Raw genomic sequence first — 21431 nt, forward strand, 5'->3', positions numbered from 1 at the left:
GATGTTAAGGAGAACTGCATGACCCAATCATTTATCCCTGCATCTCACTGACACTATTATTTGAATAACTTAAAAGAATATGCCAGATACTTTACGCATTAGTACTTACAATATTAATTGGGGAAAAGGACCCTGGAAACTTACCTCCCCCACTACCAGTATCGATGCATTGAGAAAAACCAATGCAGACATTGTTCTTTTACAAGAAACTACCCCATTTTGGCAAGAGATGTTGGAGAAGAATTTTGTCAAACGCTACCCTTACCGTTACTTTCGACATCACAACAATGCAGGGGGTTTAGCGGTAATGGCTAAATTCCCTTGTCAAACGATTGAATATATCCATCCTCAAATTGGTTGGCACCCCATTTGGATTTTCAAATCAGAAACCCCTTTAGGGCCTATACAATTTGCCAACTTACACCTGACTCCTCCCTTAGTGAATGAAAGCAGTATGGGGTTTATGTTTCACGCTTTATTCACCTCTCCACCTATTCGCTTGCAAGAAATTTATCATGTTAAACAATGCTTACAACCCGAAATACCGACGATTATAGCGGGTGATTTTAATGAAGGGGACAACGGTGGTGCTGTTAATTATTTGCGCAACCAGAATTTTATTGATGCTCTGAATGCTACCCAGTTTCAAGGCTACACTTGGCATTGGCGGATAGCTATTTTATGCTTTCGTGAACGATTAGATCGTATGTTCTCCTCACCTTCACTTAAGCCTGTGAATAGTGAAGTCATTTACGATGGGGATTCTGATCATTTCCCCCTGCTAGTGGATTTTATAAAAACTAAAAACCAAGGCTTCACTCCTTATTAAAGCAAGCATAGACTGGGCTTGCCAGTCCAGCCTACGCTATTATACTTGCCGTTTTAGTCATAAGATCAGGAGACATTTGCAGCGCGAGCACGAATGCGTTCTAATCCTTGCTCTAAACGCGCCAGAGTACGTTTTTTACCAAGTAGCGTCAATGTCATGTCAATTGCAGGAGACATGTTGCTACCGGTTACCGCCACACGCAAAGGCTGGGCTATCTTGCTCATATTCATGTCAAATTCCGCGCTAACATCATTGATGCACTCTTGCAAATTATCTTTGTCCCATTGCTGTACTGCTGTAAATTTCTGCAGTAATGCTTCAAGTGGTGCCAAGACGACAGGTCTTAAGTGTTTTTTTACAGCTTCTTCGTCATACACAATCTCATCTTGATAAAAATAAAGACTTTTTTCACAGATATCGACCAGCGTTTTACAACGTTCTGCCTGTATGGGGATTAAATCCTCCAGGTTAGGCCCTTGGGTAACATCAATACCACGTTGCTGAAAATGCCATTGCAATGCTTTGGCAACCTCTGCCGGAGAATCATGCTTTTGATAATGCTGGTTGAGCCAATGCAGTTTTTCATAATTAAAACTTGATACACCCCGACTTACATTTTTTAAATCAAAGTAATTAATCATTTCCGTGACGCTGAAAATTTCCTGGTCACCATAAGACCACCCCAGGCGCACTAAATAGTTAAGCAAGGCATGCGGCAAAAAACCTAGCTCTTTAAATTGCAGTACACTAACGGCTCCGTGACGTTTAGAAAGTCGTTTACCATCGTCACCAAGAATCATGGGTAAATGAGCAAATACTGGAACGGGAGCGCCCAGTGCTTTGAATAAATTAATCTGCCTTGGCGTGTTATTGATATGATCATCACCTCGAATAACATGAGTAATATTCATATCCCAGTCATCAATAACTACAGCAAAATTATAGGTAGGATGACCGTCTGAACGAACCAAGATTAAATCGTCAAGTTCGGAATTATCGATATGTATCTCTCCATACACCTGGTCCGTAAAGGAAACAATACCTATACAGGGATTTTTAAAGCGAATCACGTGAGGTATATCCGTATCAGGTAAATTTTTATCACGACAAAAACCGTCATAACGCGGTTTTTCCTTAGCGGCAAGCTGAGCCTCACGTAATGCTTCCAAGCGTTCTTTACTGCACTCGCAGCGGTAAGCTTTACCCTCATCAAGAAGTTTTTGTGCAATTTCCTGATAACGTTCAAAACGTTGTGTTTGATAAAAAGGCCCTTCATCATAATCAAGTCCTAACCAGGTCATGCCTTCGAGAATAGCCTGCACTGACTCTTGTGTGGAGCGCTCTTGATCAGTATCCTCAATACGCAGGATGAATTGTCCTTGATGATGCCTTGCATACAGCCAGGAAAATAATGCAGTACGGACACCACCAACGTGTAAAAAACCAGTGGGGCTAGGGGCAAAACGTGTTCTAACAACCATTAAAAAACTCCGTTGTAAGCGGGAAAATAATCAAGCTATAATAGCTCAGTTTATCTAACAAAAACCATAGAGTTAGAACCTGCGCATAAAAAATCTTGTCTTCTACCTTCCGCGGTTTATCCCCGGAACCAGTAATGTTGCAAGATTTCTTCATCCGCGAACCAATCGCGGACGTAGAAATAAGGCAGATTGATAACTTCATGTGTAGGCTTGCTCGAGCCCCTGCATTTACAAAGCTTGCTATGAATTTGCTAAGCTTATACAAATGCATTAAAAATAGTGAGCCATGGATCATTTACTATTAAAGGATAATTTAGCTTGAATGAAGTAAAATGCAGAATTATCTCATAGGGAATCGCGTGCCAAGACTATTTACAATAACGTGCGGGAGGTGCCACAGGTGAAACGGCTTGGCATTAAGTATCAACTCCGCATTACCACCTTAATCCCGGTTCTTCTGGTCGCCCTTTTATTTGCTGTTTTTTATAACGGCCAACTTAATAAAGATTTAAATCAACACATAGCCAGGCTTCGGTGAAGCTTACATTCGCCAACTTCTACCTGCAGCGCAATTTGCGATGATGCGCAATGATAGCCGAACTCTTCAAGGTTTAATTAATGCATCCACCATCAATCCGGAAATTAAAGCACTCGCTTTTTACAATGCTCAGGGACAATTATTAGCCTATCGAGGTGGAAAACATGCCATCAACAGGCTTTTTACTCCTCCGCAATATACAGGAGATTATATTGAAAGTAAGCAAATAGAGCCTTATACCATTAAATTTACTGCCCCTATCACGATTCCAAAATTTAATCTTTATTCCACAAATTCATTAAAAAAATCATCAAATCCTACAATACAAGCTGATGATATTCTAGGGTGGTTGTCATTAGATATTGATACACAATCCATGCTTATTAAACGGTATCAAATGTATATTGTAACCATCTTTATTACTCTTTTGGGCCTGTTAATTAGTTTAAGCATTCACTTTTTTTTATCCCGGCGTATTTATCTGCCTATTTCACGATTGCGTCGTAGCATGAAGCAAATTCTTAGCAATGAATTTGAAACCCATATCAGTACGAGAAGCACCGGCGAGCTCGGTATCATAGAAAAAGGTTGTGCCCATTTGCAAAAAGCTTACTTAAATACCATTAAAGACTTAAATCACCACATTGAGGTGGCAACTGAAGATTTACAACAAAGCTTGGAACTGCTCGAAGAAAAAAATATTGAGTTGTCCATGGAAAAAAAGAAATGTGAAGAAAAAAGCAGGCAAAAATCAGAATTTATTGCCAACATGAGCCATGAAATCCGTAATCCCATGAACGGCGTCATAGGGTTTACCAATGTTTTGCTGGAATCCAAACTTGATAGCTTGCAACTGGATTATGTAAAAACAATTAAGTCTTCGGCGCAGGACTTACTCACAATCATTAATGATATTCTAGATTATTCCAAAATGGATGCTGGTAAATTACATTTAGACTGCATACCGCTGGATATTCGCGCTTGTATTGATGAAGTATTAGCTCTCGCAGCTCCCAATGCTCATAAAAAAGGACTTGATCTTATTCCAGCCACGGAAATTAATGTGCCAAGAAAGGTACTTGGCGATCCCATACGCCTCAAACAAATTATTACTAACTTAGTCAGCAACGCGATTAAATTTACTGATCACGGTTATGTGTCAATTCGCACTTCCATTGAGCAAGAAACTGACAAAGATTATACCCTATGCCTATCTGTTATCGATACAGGTATTGGTATTTCTCCTGAAGATCAACCCAAATTGTTTAATGCATTTAATCAGGCTGATACCAGTATTACACGCCGTTTTGGCGGCTCAGGTTTGGGTTTGGTCATTTGTAAGAAACTGACAGAGCAAATGCATGGCCGCATTTCATTTACCAGCGAAATAAATAAAGGCTCAACGTTTTTAGTTCGAATTAAACTTGAAAAATTAGCAGCTTATGAAATAGAAAAAGAGCAAAGCCAACGTTTCGATAATCTGAAAGTACTTTGTTATGATGATAACCCATTATATTTAGAAGCCATGTGTAATGGCTTAGGCTATTGGGGAATCCAATGCGTGCGCATTGCTGCATTTAATCAATTGGAAAAAGCATTTATTGAGCATAGTGATTGTTCATTAGCCTTCGTTAATGTCAATGAAGGTTGTGAAAAACAAGTGGCACAGGTTTTACGCAAACAGACGATACCCTGTATTTTAGTGTCTAAATGGGTGATTCATAATCACCAAGCCTTGGGTGCAAAAGCTTTTTTGTTTAAACCAATCAGTATTCAAAAATTACATGAAATTATAGAATCTGTACTTAATGAAGCTTCTCAGTCCACAAGTACTAATCATGAATTGGATAATCTGCGTACACAACTTCGTGTATCCCGACCTGAGGTGTTAATTGCTGAAGACAATCCCGTAAACCGCATGCTATTAACATCACTTTTACAAGAAAACTGCAGTATTGAAACAGTGAATGATGGCGAAGAAGCAGTTAAAGTCTGTCAAAGCAAGCGCTTCACTGCTATTTTGCTAGACCTGCAAATGCCCAAGCTCAATGGTCTTGATGCAGCTCACCTTATTCGCCATGAATCCATGTTAAACAAGCAAACCCCCATTATTGTTATCAGTGCAGATAGTAGTAGCCTCAGTAAAGAGAAATTAAAAAAAGCCGGTGTGGATTTTTGTTTACAAAAGCCTATTGATGAAAAGCAATTATTAACCTATCTGCTACGTATTGTAAAAAAATCCAAATCAGCCGCCATTGATTGGCAACTTTGTGTGCAAAAAGTATCAGGAAATCAAGCACTGGCTGAAGAATTCCTAGAGCGATTTGTGCAAGAATTGCGAAAAAATCGCGAAGAATTTATTCAGCTTCTACATAATAAAGACATCAAAGGTCTGGAAAGTGCTGCTCATAAATTACACGGTGCCTGTTGTTTCTGCGGTGTTCCACATCTACAAACGCAGGTAATTCGACTCGAGAAGCAAGCAAAAGCCGCCAAAAAAATCGATGACCTGCAAAATACTTTTGCAGAGCTAATTCAAAGTATTGACGAAGTCATTGATGAATTTGACAATCTATATCAAACCAGTCCTTCTGATTGAGTTTATACCACGGAGAAAACATGTCTATAAAAAATGCAATCTATGCCCAGTCTGGTGGCGTTACTGCGGTTATTAATGCCTCAGCCTGTGGGGTTATTCAAACTGCGCGCAAACATCCTGAAAAAATAGGGAAAGTTTATGCGGCACAAAATGGTATTATTGGTGCGCTCAATGAGCTGTTAATTGATACTTCTTTAGAAACAGACGAAGATATTGCCCAATTGCTTCATACCCCATCAGGAGCATTTGGTTCTTGCCGTTATAAATTGAAAGACAGCGGCGGCCCCGAGTATGAACGCTTAATTGAAGTATTCAAGGCTCATAACATTGGCTATTTTTTCTATAACGGCGGCGGCGATTCACAGGATACGGCCTACAAAGTTTCCAAACTAGGCAGTGAAAGGGGGTATCCAATCACTTGTATCGGAATTCCTAAAACAGTCGATAATGATTTACCTTTTACCGATACCTGTCCGGGTTTTGGCTCCGTTGCCAAGTATGTAGCTATTTCAACGTTAGAGGCGGGATTTGATGTGGCTTCAATGGCTGCTTCTTCAACAAAGGTTTTTATTCTTGAGGTGATGGGTCGTCATGCAGGTTGGATTGCTGCTGCCAGTGGTTTAGCCGGTGAAAAAGCAGGAGAGCCTCCACATATCATTTTGTTTCCTGAAGTACCTTTTAAACAACAGTATTTTTTAAGCAAAGTCGATGAGTGTGTTAAAAAATACGGTTATTGTGTCGTTGTTGTGTCAGAGGGTATCCGTAATGAAGAGGGACAGTTTTTAAGTGATGCCGGCTTAAAAGATGCCTTTGGTCATTCCCAATTGGGAGGAGTTGCGCCCGTCATCGCCCAGTTAGTCAAAACAGAACTGGGGTATAAGTATCATTGGGCAGTGGCTGATTACCTGCAACGCGCTGCAAGACATATTGCCTCACAAGTTGATCTCGAACAAGCCTATGCACTGGGTAAAGCTGCCGTTGAGTTGGCATTAGAGGGCCATAATGCCATTATGCCTATCATTCAACGTGAACAAGATACTCCCTATCGTTGGTCCATAAATTATGTGCCGTTAGCTGACGTTGCAAATCAAGAAAAGAAAATGCCTGCTAATTTTATTAGCGAAGATGGTATGGGCATTACTGAACATTGTCGTCGCTATCTTGCACCACTGATTCAGGGTGAAGCTTATCCACCCTATCAACAGGGCTTACCCATATACGTTCGTCTTAAAAATAAACTTGTTCCACAGAAACTCTAATTCTGTATTTATTAGGGCTATTTCTTAAAATAGCCCTTAAGCAATTGCAGGCAAACCGACTACTCTTTTTGCCTTTTCAATTTAACCTCATCGTAAATTACCTTGGTGCTCAAATTTTAAGCACCATAAATTAATGCTATAGTATTCAAATTGAGCAAATAAAATATTATCGTGAGGCAGGCATGTTAGCTTTAATCAAGATTTATGAAGAGTCTCAGAGAAATTTGCATGCTGTAAAAGAATATCTTAACAAGAATAATCTCAATTTCAATAATGATAATACCCTTGATGAAGTGGATGGTAATGGTTGTAGTGCATTTTTCATAGCCTGTACTCAAGGCTATTTGGATCTAGCAGATCTATTATTAGAGCTCGGTGCAAATATAAATATTCAAAACTCTAATGGCTGGACTCCTTTACACGTTGCTGTTAGTAATGATGAGGTTGATAGGATTGAATTTCTTATTAAAAGAGGCGCCAACCCGCATATAAAAAATAACCAATTTTTAACAGCACGTGATTATGCTGAGAAAAAAAGAGATAAACTTTATTATCACCATCATTTTGAATTTGCCACACAGGTAAAGGATTATGAATGGATTACTGAAAAGTATGAGCAAATCAATAGCCTGATAAACTTGATGGGGAATCCAAAAGATATAAAACCTCCTGTAGTAAATGATTTTAAAACTCTCACCCAAGAGGGTATAGCGATTTCTGATCTAAGTACTCTCTCAACCAAAGAGCTAAAGCAGTTAGCCAAAACGCTGGAACAAAGTTTCCTTCACACAGCACCAAAAGAAGAAATTCAATTAAACATCGACCATCAACTCACTCCTTCAGAATTAATAAAAACAGTGTTTGACCATTATCCGGGGATGATCCTAGGGGAAAGTCATGAATCAGAGGCACCCAAACGATTTGTCATAGAGAACATTGATTTTCTGGCAGAACAAGGCGTAAAAGTTATTTTTCTGGAGCATTTATTAATTGAAGAATGTGCAGAGGCTTTAGAGACGTATTTAACTGCATCAGATGACGGACCTATCCCTGAACCACTCAAAACCAAATTACATCTGCAGGATTATCATCGTAGCCTGAAGGCTAGTCCTTATAATTTTACTAACCTTGTTACTGCAGTTAAATTACACAATCTAAAAAATCCTGATAAGTTACTCCGTATAGTACCTTTTGATACTGAACAGTCTTATAGCATTAGTTCTGATAATCCGGCTAATACTACTCGGGCACAAGTGATGAATTATCTGGCGCATATTACTATTGAAAAAGAAAAAGCGCGTTTTAATGCAGTCAATCCTGAGCAGAAATTTAAATTTGTGGGATTTATGGGGGAGGTTCATACCAATACATTTAATAAAGCAGTAGGTGTTGCCAATTATCAAAAAGTACCGGGAATTGCTTTGGAGCAAATTGATCTGAAACGTAGGCCATCACGTGCACCTTTAGTTATTCCGGATTACAGATATTGGCTGTATTCTCAACCAAACATGGAAGCTTCTTGTAGCCCCGAGAAATTAGCCAAATACCAACAAATTATCAATCTTTTCCAGTATCTGGATAGTCTAATCCCTTTAATCCCGGACAATTTTGAGGCAAGAAAGCCATTAAATGCTTTATATCACGAGATCCAGTTGTCCAAATTTGACATTCAGCAATTTAATGAAAAAAACCTGGATGAATATGTTCAACGAGCCTTAGAATTATCACCGCCAATATTAAGAAACAACAATAGGAGTTATTCATTACTCCGTGCAAAAGTACATCATATTTTGGAAGCAAATCTTACTCAAACGAAGGAAGAGTTTGAAGAAATTCGTAAAATAGAGCATTTCCTACGAAATAATCCTTTACAAACCAGAGAAAATAGTCGGGAAATAAATCGCATCATTGACCTTGTAAAATCCTATGAGTTGCGAGAAATGTCTCTTAATAAGTATGGCCAAACAGGGTTACTACCTGCTCTTGAGATAATTGAAGAACCAGAAAAATGCCCTAGCATAGTTTGGGCTGTTGCTATTGTTGAAGCCTTGGAAAGTGTTCTGGCAAGCCCCAGAGAACTGAGTGAACTTGATTTTGATATGGCGGACAAGAAACAGGAAAGGATTCTTTACCCATTATATGCATTAAGGAAAGAAAAAAGGCTTGAAATTTTGTCTCTGACTAATCATTTTATCATGCACCACTTTCCAAAAGAAAGAGAGCAATATTCCAGATACCTGGATCTTCAATTAAGCAAACAGAGCGATTCCAGGAATAGCGAATTAATCAAAGAGGATATCAATTTTCTGCTTGCCTACAGGAATCACTTTAAGCTTCAAGAGCAAAATCTAGCCAAAAAAACAGGCTCACTCTCCCATAGTCACTCTCCGTTAGGTTTTTTTAATAGCGGAGGTAATGCCAATGAGATACACTCACAATGCTCCTTATTAAGAAAGACTTTAAATCTCTCCTATAATGAACTTGCCATTGCATTTCCACAATTAAATTGGCCAGTAATTGATAATTTCAATTTAAAATTCAATGGCCTTACCGTATATTCCAATAGCAATGAGTTTATTTTAAAGTTGTGTGTGCAAAATTTACAGCAGACAAACAACAATGCCTTGGAATATATAGATAACTATGTGACATTACCTATACCTAAATTTCTTGCCACTGCTTTGCTTCACTTAAGCCAATCCCAAACTATTTGTAATGCCTTGTCATCTATGCCTGTAGGTACTATGTACCTTGGCCATAACGATAATTCTAATATGCAGATTTATCTCAGGCATGCGCAAGGAGTCCATTTTTATTCACTCGCAAAAACTGCGGCAAATACATTAATTGATCAAAATAATAGGCATTACGGCAGCTTTGATGCTTTTCTCTCTGCAGCCATGAGTTTTTACAAATTGCCTGGAATATATCCAATAAATACAGCGCAATTATTAATTGATCACATGCAGGAAATGGCCCCACAGAGTTTATCAAATCATTCTCCACGCTGAGGTAAATTATTTACTCAGATGAATGTGCCTCGTTACTTGCAGCCATAAGGTCGGTATTTTTCTTCCAAAGTACCCCCTGCACAAGTCCAGATTATATCGCCATTAGTTCTCAATGTTGGAGTTAACAGAAGCGTTCCATCACCTGCTTCAGGTGTGTAGGTGATAGTAATTACCCCTTTATCACCAATAGTGATTGATTTCACATTAGCAGTAGGAGCCGGGCTAGTGTAGCCTGTGGTTTCCTGTGAGGCAGGTAATGCCTGATTAGCCACCGCAGCTTCAGTGACTGCAATTTTGGCAGTAGAGGCTAAACTCAAACCCTCGATCACTTTCGCTCGTACGATGTGCTGTCTGTAAGCAGGTACGGCAAGAGAAATTAGAATACCTAGAATAGCTACCACGATCATTAATTCAATTAATGTAAACCCTTTTTCTTTCATAACACTACCTGAAGCTTAAAATGTGAAAAGATATCACAGCTACCTCAGAAATTCATTGAAATATTAAGATCTGCTAACCTTTCTACCTAAGGTGATCACCGTCTCCCAGAGTAGAAGAGAACCTTCAAGCAGCTCCACTGTTTTCAGGACGACGAGTGTTGGAATCTTTGCTTTGCTCCCAAAGACATACGTCATATCAAACGTAGTGAGACATCTCCTGATACAAAGGAGATCCCTCAGCACTACGTTCGGGATAACGGTCGTCTTTTTTAATGTTTGCCCCAAAGAGGCTGGAGTGCTCAGAATGACGCTTTGTTGTTTATAATTTAGATAAAGTATGATTTTGCCCTGAGACAGTTATAACAAATTTCATTTTATTCGTTATAATCTTTATTAATCCAGCAATGTGAGAAATTCATGTCGAGAGAAGCACGAATTACGAAATTAATTACTGATAATTTTAAAAGCATTTTTTTACAAGTTGAAAATGAATCCCATAAACATCATGTGCCTCAAGGCTCTGAAACCCATTTTAAAATACTTCTTGTATCTCCGGCATTTGAAGGCCTGTCGATGATTAATCGCCACCGCCAAATTAATACTCTATTAGCCGATGAGCTGCAAACAGGACTACATGCTTTAAGCCTGCATCTGTATACAACAGAAGAATGGGACAAACGACATCAAACGCTGCAAACCTCTCCTGCTTGTCGGGACGGCTATCGTCATGGATAAAAAGCAGCCTTGTTATTGGCAAACTGAATGCGTATTAACACCTAAGTCGCGTGGCTTTCACCTCATCATGGCCGAATTGGCACCGGTGTTCTCTTCCATGCCATCCTTACATACAGGACTGGCACATTTTTTTCTGCAACATACTTCCGCTTCACTGACCATTAGTGAAAATACTTGCGCCGATGTACGTCTTGATCTGGAAACTTATTTTAATCATGCAATACCTGATGATACTCGTCTCTACAGGCACACGATGGAAGGAGAAGATGATATGCCTGCCCATATAAAAAATGCCCTATTGGGTACAGAATTAACAATACCTATTTCTCATGGAAAATTGGCGCTTGGACAGTGGCAAGGAATTTATTTATGCGAGCATAGAAATACTGCACCAGCACGGCGCATTATCATCACCGTGCAGGGAGTTTTACTTCGCGGTGGGAGCAGTTTGTAGCGGAGATGGAGGAGCAGCCTCTGCTGCTGAATCTGCAAATTTAATCAGTGATGCGCCAGAATTCACCAGGTGAACCAGTGCATCAACGGCAGCCACAGCAACTGGTACTTCTGAACAACCTGCGGTAGTCATTCCAGCATAAATTGCACCTAATCTTATTAAATTGACAGCAGTAGAGCCAAATTCAGCTACCAAGGACTGAGAGTCACTTAGAGCCACATAACTAAGGGCATGGGTTAATGCATCTAAACCAAATTCTGCCAAGCTTGCTTCAGGGTTAGTAAGTAACGTAAAACCAGCAGCTCCAAGTGCAGCCAGATTAACTACCTGTAAGCCTGCGTAGAAACGATTTTTACTATTAAAGGTACTTGTAAACCATCTGTACATTATTTGTCCATGATTCGCTAAAAGATATCATTAAACAAAAATATAGAATAAGTTACAAGGGAGTCAGTAAAAAATCCCTCCTGAATATAAATAAAAGACTCCTTTATAACTCTTAATTCACTGTGCACAGAGTTATCCACACATTTTGGGGATAAGTGAATCGAAAACTGTCATGAAAAGGGCTTATTTTGTAGCGTCTGAAATATAGAGCAGGTCTTTGTAGCCCAAGAGGGGAAAACTTATCCACAAGAAAAAAAAAAAAAAAAAAAAAAATAAAATCGTGGGCTAGCCATTCTATAGAAAAAAAATATAAATAAAAAGTCTTGACTCTAACTTTTTTTGCTTTGGTTATCTTTCTCACAAAAATTGCAAATCTCATTAAATAGTTTTCATAGGCTTATGCTTCCCTTATAATGTCTATCTTTTTGCCAAACTATTTTCATTGGATTGTTATGAAAGCATGGTCTTCGGAAAAAATTTCTGTATTTGCTTTAGTATTATTGATTACCGGAGCCATCGATAGTATCCGTAATTTACCGGCTACAGCCCTTTTTGGCTCCTCACTAATTTTCTTCTTTGCATTTTCAGCCATCGTTTTTCTTATTCCAGTCGCCCTGGTTTCCGCTGAGCTCGCTTCTATCTGGCCTGAAGAAGAAGGTGGTGTTTACAGCTGGGTAAAACATGCTTTTGGTGAGGGAATGGCTTTTATTACCATTTGGTTGCAATGGATTAATACCATGGTCTGGTATCCTACTATCTTGTCGTTTATTGCAGGGACTTTGGCTTATTTAATTAACCCTGCTTTGGCCCAGAACAAATATTATTTAATTAGTGTAATTCTTATTGTCTTTTGGTCTCTTACTTTGCTTGGACTTTCGGGGTTACGCGCCTCTGCAGCCTTTGCCAGTTTCTGTGCAGTATTTGGCATGATTTTGCCAATGGGATTAATTATTTTACTTGCAGTCATCTGGTTTGTTGCCGGAAATCCGCTGGCAATTGACTTAAGCTTTCCTAATTTAATTCCTCATTGGAAAGATACACAGTCCTGGGTTTCACTAACAGCGATCATGACTTCTTTCCTGGGAATGGAACTTGCGGCTGTTCACGTGCGCAATGTACGCGACCCACAGCGCAACTTCCCTCGAGCGATGTTTTTTTCGGTTCTTTTAATTTTAACCACAATGATTTTGGGTTCTTTAGCCATTGCCTTTGTACTTCCGCAGGAAAAAATTAGTCTGGTCGACGGCGTCATGCAAGCGTTTACCAATTTTTTTAAAGTTTACCATTTAACTGCATTGATGCCTGTGATTGTTATTCTCTTACTGTTAGGCAGTCTCGGTGGGATGGTAAATTGGATTATTTCACCTGCCAAAGGTTTGCTGTTAGCGGCAGATAATGGTTTCCTTCCTCATTGGCTTTATCGGTTAAACAAGCATGGGATTGCCTCACGAATTTTAATTTTGCAGGCCGTGTTGGTAACTCTTCTATGCAGTGGTTTCTTATTATTTCCAAGCGTTAATGCAATCTACTGGTTATTTACTGATTTAAGTACTGAGTTGTATATTATGATGTATGTACTAATGTTTATAGCAGCTTGGCGCTCAAAAGAAAAATTTGCTCATTTGTCTCGCGCTTTTAAAATTCCAGGTGGCAATTTTGGTTATTATATAACTTGTATTTTAGGTTTGGCTGGCTGCCTTATTACTTTACTCGTTGGTTTTATTCCTCCAGAAAGTAGTATGGACATGGGTGGAGCTGGCCACTTCCGTCTGATTTTTGTCAGCGGCATTTTGCTCATGATCTTTCCAGCTTTATTGTTATACCTACGCAAAAAAAAGATTGACATTAAAGAGCAACAGCTTAAGAGTATAGCGGTATGAATGATAATGAAAAACTTGCAATTATCCGCAATCAAATTGATGCAATTGATAAAAAATTTTTTAACCTATTGCGGGAGCGAGCAAATTTAGCCTCTGAAGTTGCAAAGATTAAACAGGAACAGCACTCTCCTATTTACTATCGTCCAGAGCGTGAAGCACAAATTTTGCGCTCTATTACAGCCAACAATGATAGTCTCTTGCCTGACAGTGAGGTAGCTCGAATTTTCCGCGACATTATGAGTGCTTGTCTCGCTTTACAGCAGCCATTAACCATTGCTTATTTGGGACCAGAAGGGACTTTTACTCAACAGGCTGTAGAAAAACATTTTAGTGAAAGTGTTACCCTAGTCCCTGAACTTTCCATCACTGAAGTGTTTAAGCAGGTAGAAAGTGGCAATGTTCATTATGGTGTAGTCCCTATTGAAAACAGTACAGAGGGTATGGTTAATCTCACTCTGGATAATCTGATAAATAGCGACGTGCAAATCTGCGGAGAAATTTCTTTACGCATTCGCCATCATTTAGCACGAATTAATCCTGAAGAATCATTAGAAGTTATCTATGCCCATCAACAAGCATTAGCACAGTGTCAACACTGGCTTGCTGTACATTACCCACAAGTAGCCTTAAAAGAGGTTGCAAGCAATGGTTTGGCAGCACAGCTGGCCTCTCAGGAACCCAAATCAGCTGCAATATGCGGTGAGAAAGCCGTTGAAATCTACAAACTGCATAAATCACATCAACATATCGAGGATTATCCGAATAATACAACACGTTTTATTATTTTGGGTAAGCAGCTTCCTGCTGTCAGCGGTTATGATAAAACGTCACTTGTTATCTCTACGCCACATAAACCAGGTAGCTTAACTCAGTTACTCTCCCCATTTGAAAAATACAAAATAAATATGACGTCTATCGCCTCTCGCCCTTATCGACATAGAAACTGGAGTTATCTCTTTTTCATTGATTTTGAAGGACATCAAGCAGAACCTCATATTCAACACGCTTTAAATGAACTGGCCAGTAAATCAGTAATGATGACGCTGCTAGGTTCTTATCCTAAAGCCATGGGCTAATTATTGCAATAACAGCAATACATTTTGCTCTGTGCAAAAATTTTTCAGCATTGATACATTTCTTTAAGATTTTCTTAAGCTTGCAATGATAATGTGAGCGCATTTTAAATCAGGTATTGCTGAGGTTGCTTGATGAGACGGCAAAAGGTAGTCATCCAAACGTTAGAAGAAGCCCCCTCCCTTGATAATCAGTCCGAATTTAAGAAGAAAAAGAGAAAAGCGAAGCCGGTCGTGATTGAAAATTTACCATTAGTATCCACCGAGTCACCTTATTCTGAAAAAATAGAATTATTAATAAAAAATTTGGAATCACTGGCAGCAGAAGAATTTCCAATTCCTCAAATGGATATTGAGATACAACAGGATTTTACATTAAAGCCCCTGCTGACAGCATTTAAACGACAAACTGCTCTCGTTCATAACTTGTTTATGCAGGCGCGCGGTGAGATCAACCGTTGTATTCATGAAACAGGCTATCATGAAATTTTGGTTAAACATATTGAAGGATTAACGGCTGAAATCCAATATATTAATGAGGACTTAAAAAATATCCAGGCCGCAGTACATGATCGCCATGCTTTTTTAACGTTACCAACTACGCATCCTGAAAAGTGCACCGAATTTTTCATTGATTCACAACTTAAATTACAAAACACACTTGAAGGATTTCTGAATAACTTCTCAGCGCTGCGAATAGAACGTAGACAGGATGTGGTCTCACAAGGAATTAGAGCCAATCTGGTTTCGTTTATTGGTGAGCTACCACGTGATTTTAATACCATCCATTCCTTGGTTGATAGCTCAGTCATCGAAGCACTTCGGGTAAAATGTCTACAACATTTAGGTGAAAGAACAGGCTTTTTAAACTTTAGAATTGTGATTAAGCCGTTAGAGTCGTATGAGATTATTTACCTGGTGACAAATTTATTTACAAAGAACTCCATTCAAGATTTAGCTATTTTAAAAAGACAATTTGCAGCCATACACCATATGATTGCTAAGGTACAGGCTTTTCCTATTCAGACAATCAATAACTATATAAATTTACAGGATGAAATAGAGAAAAAGAATAGACAGCTCCATAAAGAATATCATTCCATTCAGGATCAAATAACCTCAGGCTTATTACCTGAGCTACAAGAATATCTGGCTTTATTTGCTTTACTATTGCCTGCTCCTGCATCAGTCATAAAAGCTAAAGAAACCATAAGAGGCTTACAAGAATTAAGTCAGGAACTTGAACGTTTTTTTATTCAGGTAAACAACGAAGAATTGAAACAGTATGAAGTAACTACCTCACTTAAAAGAAAATTCACCAATGCTCCTAAACAGGGATTACCAGTTTGGGACAATCTGGAGCAAATGGTGATTCATTTAAGTAAAATTCAAATAAGAAAGCAACAAGATTTAGATACGCTTAACGACCTGCAAAAACGCTTTGAACATTTAAAAAAGGTAACACTTGAAAGTATTCATTTTCTAAACATTGAATATGAATCTCAAAAGACAACCATAGAAAATGAACTTCATGAAGCACTTATCGATACCAAGGCAGCCTTAAACTTTCAATATCAACATGATGCACTTAGTGCGGAGGTGATTAAATCTAAAATTCAGGAGAAACTAGCTACCACGTATGATTTTCTTTTAACTCTGCCCAAAAGCAATACACCTCTGCAAAGCCTTCTCTTTCGAAAAGAGACTCTGTTATCTAAATTACGAGGTTATGTAACGGAATCAAAAGAGGCATTAAAAATTCAATTAACACCCTCTCTCAATCAAATTCACTTAGGTTTCTCATCCTATCAATCTCCCCTGCTTACTAGTTTCAATCCTTTTAATGCTGAACTCCAACAAGATGAAAATAAGGCAAGTGAAGCGCTACAAACAATGAACAGCATTTACCATGAACTGGATATCACGTCTGGACGCAACCTGCAAAACTGGTTCAACAGATTGGAAAACCAAGGTAATATTGTCCATGAACTAGTGATAAAACGTAATAAGACTTGCACCAATGCTTTGCAAATAGAGCATCGATTAAAAACTCAAGCTTACCGCACCTCTGTTGTTATTCTTAAAGCATTGCAAGAAGAATTTTGGCGTATTATGCGAGCCTATTTTCCCAATGCAATTGCTCTGCATCCCAATGATGAAAAGCTGCAAGCGATTGATGACATTATCGATGCCACTTCAGATATTAATTTAGAGTGGTCAAAAGAGACTCTGGATAAAATCGATCCTCGTTTGTTTGTTTTGTCCTCTATTTATCGTGATTTTCATCGTATTAATAATCGTTATATTAATACCAATTTATTTTTACATTCAGATCAAACCTATCTTCAGGAACTCATTGACAAGGTAGAAGTGCATTTGCACAATGATCACATGGAAGCGCTTTCCAATGCAAAACGGCCGCTCTTGGTGCAGTGGATACGCATCTATATTCTGCGCTCATTACAAGCAATTGGTCATCAGCTTCTTACTTATTGGAAGCAAGATGAATCCCTACGATATCGCTTTTTTGTAACTTTAGGAGCCTGTCAGACTGAACATAAACTGGTAGAGACAGGTAATGAAGTTTATCATTCCCTTAAGGCACTTACTGCTGCTTAAATGCAAGAAGCCAGTTTACGTGCCAAAAGAAGATCTTCTTGGGTATTGATATCTTGAAAAGGTTGTGTACAAGCCTCTTCTACTCTAATTTTATAACCCGCCCAAAGTACTCTTAACTGCTCCAGCGCTTCAGCTGCTTCCAATTCACATGCAGGCCATTTCACAACATCGAGTAAAAAAGCTGCACGATAAGCATATAAACCAATGTGGCGAAAAACCTGTTTAATACTCTCAGGTTCATCTCGATTAGCTGGAATAGCGCTTCTGGAAAAATAGAGTGCATTATTCCAGCGATCACGCACTACTTTCACAACATTCGGGTTGTGAAGTTGTTCGTAATTATCCAAAGACCAGCAAAGTGTGGCCATGGGCGCTTGTGAATCAGAGAGATTAGCAGCAACTTGTGTAATTAATTGTGGAGCAATAAATGGTTCATCACCTTGTACATTGACGATAATATCTTCGGAAGCAAAAGAAGCAGACGCGACTACTTCTGCTATTCTATCTGTTCCCGACTGATGGTGTGTTGCGGTCATTTTTACCGTAGCTCCAAAACTTTCCGCATGATCAGCAATCATTAAACTATCCGTAGCAATAATAATAGAGGCGGGTCTTGCTTTCAGTGCCTGTTGATAAACACGTTGAATAACGGTAAGCCCCTCTATCTCCATCATTAACTTGCCGGGCAGACGCGTGGACTGGTAGCGAGCGGGTATAATTACGTGAAAGGCAAGACTCATAATTGCTCTTTTTCCTCGAGTGGAATTAAGCGGGCTTCCTGTTCAAGCATGACAGGTATACCTTCACGGACAGGATAAGCTAAACGGTCAAATCGACAAATTAATTCATTTTCTTTAAAAATTAATTTACCTTTACAAAGCGGACAAACCAGAATTTCAAGCAAACGCTTATCCACGAGTATCTCCTTGCGTTATTTGATTGCGCACATAAACAGGTACTGCCTCGGCAGCGGTAATGGCTCGTATAGTATCATTTAACGTAAGGCGAATCATCGTTTTAGCCTGCGGATAAATCTCAAGTTGCTTAATCACACGTGTTTGCACCAACGCCGGCAAGTGCCCTAGGTAAGGCTTAAAACCTATCCCTGCAATTATTAAAGGCGCATCAGAAGCCAATGCTAATGCTGATAGTTCTGAAACATGTTCTTTTGCATCACGTTGAGTACACGTATAGCAAGCCCAGTAAACCTGATTCATACGTGCATCAATCAGCGCTAAAACTTCAGTGTTTGGAGCCATTTGATGTTGACAACATACTTCCTCAGCAATCGCTGCCAGACTACTTACAGGATAAAGGGGAAGATCATGAGCGTAAGCTAAACCTTTTGCGACGCTACAAGCAATGCGCAGTCCGGTAAAACTGCCAGGCCCCCTGCCATAAACAATTCCATCGAGCTGAGTTAATGTCAGCTCCGCTTCAGCCAATAACTGCTCAATCATTGGCAATAATAATTGAGCATGCTGGCGCTGTGCACCTTGCTCCAGACTTTTTATGTTGCCGTTTATGCTTAAAGCAACGGAAGCACATGCTGTTGATGTATCAATGGCTAGCAGATTCATTTTTTAAAGCCAATTCTTTAATGAAAGTCAGTACGGTAAGTTCTTCCCGAGTTTTACGCAGTGTAGGTAAACTCGCAAAAATCAAGCGTCCATATTCCCTTCCGGTTAATCGGGGATCAGCAATCATTAACACTCCTCGATCAGTCACATCACGAATAAGACGCCCTACCCCTTGTTTTAAAGCCAACACTGCATTGGGTAATGATAGTTCATCAAACCCCGATAAGCCTTGAGATTTAAAATAAGCCATTTTTCCCCGAACTACAGGATCTACCGGGTTAGCAAAAGGTAATTTATCAATTATAACACAGGATAAAGCGTCTCCTTTTACATCGACACCTTCCCAAAAAGTGGCAGTGCCTAAAAGTACAGCATTTCCCAGTTGACGAAAACGCGCCAATAAAATTGGTTTTGCCTCTTCCCCCTGAATTAAGAGAGGATAGTTTAATGTGTTGGCCAGTCTTTGAGCAACTAGTTTTAACGCTTTATGGCTGGTAAATAAAAAGAAACAGCGTCCTCCACAAGCATTAATGACAGGCAATGCTTTGTCTAATAGGACATCATAATAGCAGGCATCTTTCGGATCAGGTAATTCACGCGGCAAATACAGCAAAGCCTGTTCCTGATAATCAAAAGGACTTGTCAAGGCTAGAGTTGTCGCATCCTTTATTCCCAGCGGTTTAAGAAAGCAGTCGAAGGAAGAAGCCATGGTTAAAGTTGCGGAAGTAAAAATATAGGCACGCTGTTGTTTAGTCAACATGGCACTAAAGGAATCGGCAATGTCAAAAGGTGTGGCTTGAAAAATCATACTGTGTTTGAAACGCTCTAACCATCGAATTTGTACCTTGTCTGTCTTTGTAAAATATAAAAGCCGCTTTTTTAAGTCCTCCACTCGTTTTGCACAACGCGTAAATCCAGGAGTTTTTTCAAAATCGGCCTCTTTAATACAACTCAAAAGACTCTCTATTAGCGTTAGTAACTCATTCCAGGAATCAATAAAATTCTTGTTTCGCTCCAATATATCCCAACCAACACGTTCTTGGTGTGCAGGTAGCGCTAAAAACAACTGATCAAAAATACGATCTGCTTTTAAACTGAGCTCCTTTAAAGGTTGATTTGCCAAATCAAGCACTGGCCATTCTCGTAGTAAATCATCCATTAAATCACGAATTTGTCGTGTACCAACGCGTTCTCCATGGAAATTGGCAGCGATTTCAGCTAATTGATGTGCCTCATCAAAAATTACCGTACTAATATCAGGTAATAACTCACCAAAACCCTCTTCTTTTAAACGTGAGTCTGCAAAAAATAAATGATGATTAATGACGACAACATCCGCATTTAGCGCGCGTTTACGTGCCTTCATTAAAAAGCAACTGTCATGATGCTCACACTCACTGCCAAGACAATTGTCAGTTGTTGAAGTGACATAGGGCCAAACAGGTGAATCTTCCTGAATTTCTGGTAATTCGGAACGCTCTCCCTCAGTAAGCTGGGATAACTTTTCGCGGACATATAATAGTTCATGCACTGCCTGGGCATTGACGAAGCGTCCCTCTTTAGCATGTAATTCGATACGATAGCGACAAAGATAATTAGCCCGCCCTTTAAGATTCTGCACACGCACGGAAAGACCTAGCGCACGTATAAGCAGAGGAAGATCTTTCTGAAACAATTGATCTTGCAGGGTCTTCGTTGCGGTTGAAATAAGGGTTTTCTTTTTACTTAACAGTGAGGGAATGAGATAGGCAAACGTTTTGCCTGTTCCTGTGCCTGCCTCTGCCACCAAACTGGTTTGTTCCCTAATGGTTTTGGCAATGGCAGTCGCTAAAGTAATTTGCGGTGCGCGTGCAACAAAGCCAGGAATAGCCGTTGAAAGCCGTCCTTTCTGGCCTAGCACACGCTGACACTGCGCAATAGCATCATCAGCAAGCGAAGCTATTTCTTCCACTCTTTTTCAAGATATTGAATTTTATTCTCAACACCTTCCCAGGATTTTGCATCTTCCGGTGCTTCTTTCTTGGCGGTAATATTGGGCCACACATTGGCCAATTCGGCATTTATTGCCTGAAATTGTTTTTGATCTTCGGTGAGATCATCTTCAGAAACAATCGCTTCCACAGGACACTCAGGCTCACAAAGGGCACAATCAATGCATTCGTCAGGGTGAATTACTAAAAAATTTGGCCCTTCATAAAAACAATCTACAGGACACACTTCAACACAATCAGTGTATTTACATTTAATACAATTTTCAGTAACAACAAAAGTCATGTTACCCCTTCTTGTCCAATTAACTATAAATGAGCCTATTAAATCACAATACCTCGTTGCATGCCAAGGTTTCCACAGCAGGAGTGATTAATATGTGTATCGCTCTGGCAAATATCAATTAACAAAAACGGGATATTTGTCATGAAACCCATTTACAGAAGAACAAATATTATTGGGTTTAAAGCAGGTCGAGCAAGCTCATCGGAGGTATGTCGGAAGTTTGGCATCAGCGAAGCGACGTTTTATATATGGAAGTGCCTCGCACAAAATTA

The 21431-nt window shown here is 39.4% G+C and carries 16 protein-coding genes and 1 pseudogene; 9 read left to right on the forward strand and 8 right to left on the reverse strand.

Going from position 1 to position 21431, the window contains the following annotated elements; translation table 11 throughout:
- Positions 1 to 79 precede the first annotated feature (79 nt).
- Entirely contained in the window at positions 80 to 829 is a 750-nt protein-coding gene (locus clem_RS10180) for an endonuclease/exonuclease/phosphatase family protein (protein ID WP_094091454.1), read from the forward strand.
- A 65-nt stretch (positions 830 to 894) separates the two neighbouring features.
- Here clem_RS10180 and gltX read toward each other — a convergent pair whose 3' ends face one another.
- On the reverse strand, positions 895 to 2310 hold the full coding sequence (gene gltX, locus clem_RS10185) for a glutamate--tRNA ligase (RefSeq protein ID WP_094091455.1): 1416 nt from the start codon (positions 2308 to 2310) through the stop codon (positions 895 to 897).
- Positions 2311 to 2710: 400 nt separating this feature from the next.
- Between gltX and letS the strand changes: the two are divergent.
- The 3 genes and pseudogenes from letS (at position 2711) to clem_RS10205 (ending at position 9717) form a co-directional block, all read left to right on the forward strand.
- Positions 2711 to 5447, forward strand: a pseudogene (letS, locus tag clem_RS10195) (two-component system sensor histidine kinase LetS).
- 20 nt (positions 5448 to 5467) lie between these two features.
- Positions 5468 to 6706, forward strand: coding sequence for a 6-phosphofructokinase (locus tag clem_RS10200; RefSeq protein ID WP_094091457.1), 1239 nt, complete (start codon positions 5468 to 5470; stop codon positions 6704 to 6706).
- A 182-nt stretch (positions 6707 to 6888) separates the two neighbouring features.
- A complete protein-coding gene (locus tag clem_RS10205) occupies positions 6889 to 9717 on the forward strand; it encodes an ankyrin repeat domain-containing protein (RefSeq protein ID WP_094091458.1) in 2829 nt (942 codons plus the stop codon).
- A 32-nt stretch (positions 9718 to 9749) separates the two neighbouring features.
- Here the strand turns inward: clem_RS10205 and clem_RS10210 are convergent, their stop codons facing one another.
- Positions 9750 to 10157, reverse strand: coding sequence for a pilin (locus tag clem_RS10210; RefSeq protein ID WP_094091459.1), 408 nt, complete (start codon positions 10155 to 10157; stop codon positions 9750 to 9752).
- A gap of 417 nt (positions 10158 to 10574) precedes the next feature.
- Between clem_RS10210 and clem_RS10215 the strand changes: the two genes are divergently transcribed.
- Together clem_RS10215 and clem_RS10220 are read left to right on the forward strand one after the other, a co-directional pair.
- The gene (locus tag clem_RS10215) at positions 10575 to 10892 is read left to right on the forward strand and encodes a BolA family protein (protein ID WP_094091460.1); all 318 of its coding nucleotides are present in this window, start codon (positions 10575 to 10577) and stop codon (positions 10890 to 10892) included.
- The gene (locus clem_RS10220; RefSeq protein ID WP_094091461.1) at positions 10885 to 11346 is read left to right on the forward strand and encodes a secondary thiamine-phosphate synthase enzyme YjbQ; all 462 of its coding nucleotides are present in this window, start codon (positions 10885 to 10887) and stop codon (positions 11344 to 11346) included. The genes clem_RS10215 and clem_RS10220 overlap by 8 nt, the downstream gene beginning before the upstream one ends.
- Here the strand turns inward: clem_RS10220 and clem_RS10225 are convergent.
- Positions 11320 to 11733 (reverse strand): hypothetical protein, encoded by a 414-nt coding sequence (locus clem_RS10225; RefSeq protein ID WP_094091462.1) that lies wholly within the window; start codon positions 11731 to 11733, stop codon positions 11320 to 11322. The genes clem_RS10220 and clem_RS10225 overlap by 27 nt on opposite strands.
- A gap of 452 nt (positions 11734 to 12185) precedes the next feature.
- Between clem_RS10225 and clem_RS10230 the strand changes: the two genes are divergently transcribed.
- The 3 genes from clem_RS10230 (at position 12186) to clem_RS10240 (ending at position 17305) form a co-directional block, all read left to right on the forward strand.
- The gene (locus tag clem_RS10230; protein WP_094091463.1) at positions 12186 to 13613 is read left to right on the forward strand and encodes an APC family permease; all 1428 of its coding nucleotides are present in this window, start codon (positions 12186 to 12188) and stop codon (positions 13611 to 13613) included.
- Positions 13610 to 14689, forward strand: a complete 1080-nt coding sequence (gene pheA / locus clem_RS10235; RefSeq protein WP_094091464.1) for a prephenate dehydratase — start codon at positions 13610 to 13612, stop codon at positions 14687 to 14689. Before clem_RS10230 ends, pheA begins: the two co-directional genes overlap by 4 nt.
- 132 nt (positions 14690 to 14821) lie before the next feature.
- Positions 14822 to 17305, forward strand: coding sequence for a hypothetical protein (locus clem_RS10240; protein WP_094091465.1), 2484 nt, complete (start codon positions 14822 to 14824; stop codon positions 17303 to 17305).
- Here clem_RS10240 and kdsB read toward each other — a convergent pair.
- The 5 genes from kdsB to fdxA are packed head-to-tail and all read right to left on the reverse strand — an operon-like array spanning position 17302 to position 21159.
- On the reverse strand, positions 17302 to 18045 hold the full coding sequence (gene kdsB / locus clem_RS10245) for a 3-deoxy-manno-octulosonate cytidylyltransferase (RefSeq protein ID WP_094091466.1): 744 nt from the start codon (positions 18043 to 18045) through the stop codon (positions 17302 to 17304). The genes clem_RS10240 and kdsB overlap by 4 nt on opposite strands.
- Positions 18042 to 18221: a Trm112 family protein gene (locus clem_RS10250; RefSeq protein ID WP_094091467.1), complete on the reverse strand. Its 180-nt coding sequence runs from the start codon at positions 18219 to 18221 to the stop codon at positions 18042 to 18044. The genes kdsB and clem_RS10250 overlap by 4 nt, the downstream gene beginning before the upstream one ends.
- The gene (tsaB, locus tag clem_RS10255; RefSeq protein ID WP_094091468.1) at positions 18214 to 18885 is read right to left on the reverse strand and encodes a tRNA (adenosine(37)-N6)-threonylcarbamoyltransferase complex dimerization subunit type 1 TsaB; all 672 of its coding nucleotides are present in this window, start codon (positions 18883 to 18885) and stop codon (positions 18214 to 18216) included. Before tsaB ends, clem_RS10250 begins: the two co-directional genes overlap by 8 nt.
- Entirely contained in the window at positions 18866 to 20836 is a 1971-nt protein-coding gene (locus clem_RS10260) for an ATP-dependent DNA helicase (RefSeq protein ID WP_094091469.1), read from the reverse strand. Before clem_RS10260 ends, tsaB begins: the two co-directional genes overlap by 20 nt.
- Positions 20824 to 21159, reverse strand: coding sequence for a ferredoxin FdxA (gene fdxA, locus clem_RS10265; protein WP_094091470.1), 336 nt, complete (start codon positions 21157 to 21159; stop codon positions 20824 to 20826). Before fdxA ends, clem_RS10260 begins: the two co-directional genes overlap by 13 nt.
- Between the last annotated feature and the right edge of the window lie 272 nt (positions 21160 to 21431).

Source organism: Legionella clemsonensis (assembly GCF_002240035.1).
GTDB lineage: Bacteria > Pseudomonadota > Gammaproteobacteria > Legionellales > Legionellaceae > Tatlockia > Tatlockia clemsonensis.